This window comes from Chromohalobacter sp. 48-RD10, assembly GCF_029889785.1.
Taxonomy (GTDB): domain Bacteria; phylum Pseudomonadota; class Gammaproteobacteria; order Pseudomonadales; family Halomonadaceae; genus Chromohalobacter.
On the sequence record NZ_JARANX010000168.1, the window covers coordinates 1 to 1,017 of the forward strand.

Annotated in this window: 1 protein-coding gene; it reads left to right on the top strand. The window is 60.0% G+C overall.

Annotated elements, in window-relative coordinates:
* Positions 1–1,017, top strand: a 1,017-nt coding sequence (locus tag OP496_RS17980) for a hypothetical protein (RefSeq protein WP_280565318.1), incomplete at both ends; no start/stop codon positions are given.

Sequence of the window (1,017 nt, forward strand, 5' to 3'; positions counted from 1 at the left end):
CGTCCTCAGCGAGCACATCGACTTCATCGACTGCCTCGCCGAAAACGGTCACCACGCCAGCGTCGATTACGGCGGTCACGAGTCCAACGCCGGTTACTGGGCCGAAAATAGCAACGCGGTTCGCTTTATCAACTGTCGTTCGCGCGACACGACGCATCATGGCTTCGTCGCTACCACCGGACGCAGCCCAACGCTGGGTATTGGACACTTCTCTCTGCGCGGCTGCATCGCCGAGACAACGGGCAATGGGTACTTACTCAGCGATATGAATGGCATTCCCGTACGCCATACCGTCGACGACTGCCTGGCACGCGACGTCGCCAGAGGCTTCTGTATCGAGATGTCGCTTGCGGCCAGCCGCCTCACCGGGCAACGCTTCACCACGCTCCTTGGTGACAGCCGACGCACTGGCAACACGCTGTCTTTCACAGGCGATGGGCATATCGATATCCGCGATATCGACGAAACCTGGCAAACGTTCTATCCACGCCGCTATGAGAGCATCAGGGCCAGATACGCGTCGGTCGTTGCCGCAGGCAACTTCAAAGGCGAGCTGCACCTCGCCCACTTCCAGAGCCGACACGGCGACACCGATGAGCCCATTGCCGTAGGCTTCAAGCTCATCGACCAATCGCACCTGAGCGACTTCACGCTGAGCGGCACGCAAGCACGACTCTTTCATGTACCGGCCGAGCGCATCAGTCTGCATGACTGCGAGATCCCCGCCGGCTGGGTCCAAGCCTACGACACACTCGATGTAGACGCCTGCCGGCTTGGTGACGGCGTGCCGCGCTTCGACATCTTCAACACCACGCAGCATCATCGTTACCACCACTGCCGATTCGACTTCACCCCCGGCGGCGGGCATCTCTACCTGCACAACAGCGACAAACGCAATGCGCGGCATGTGGTGCGCTTCGAACGCTGCCGTTTCAAGAAAGACCTCGCCCAGCACGGCTACATGATCACCTTGGACGCAGCGCCCGGTGTCTTCATGGCCAATGAAAGCAATTATCT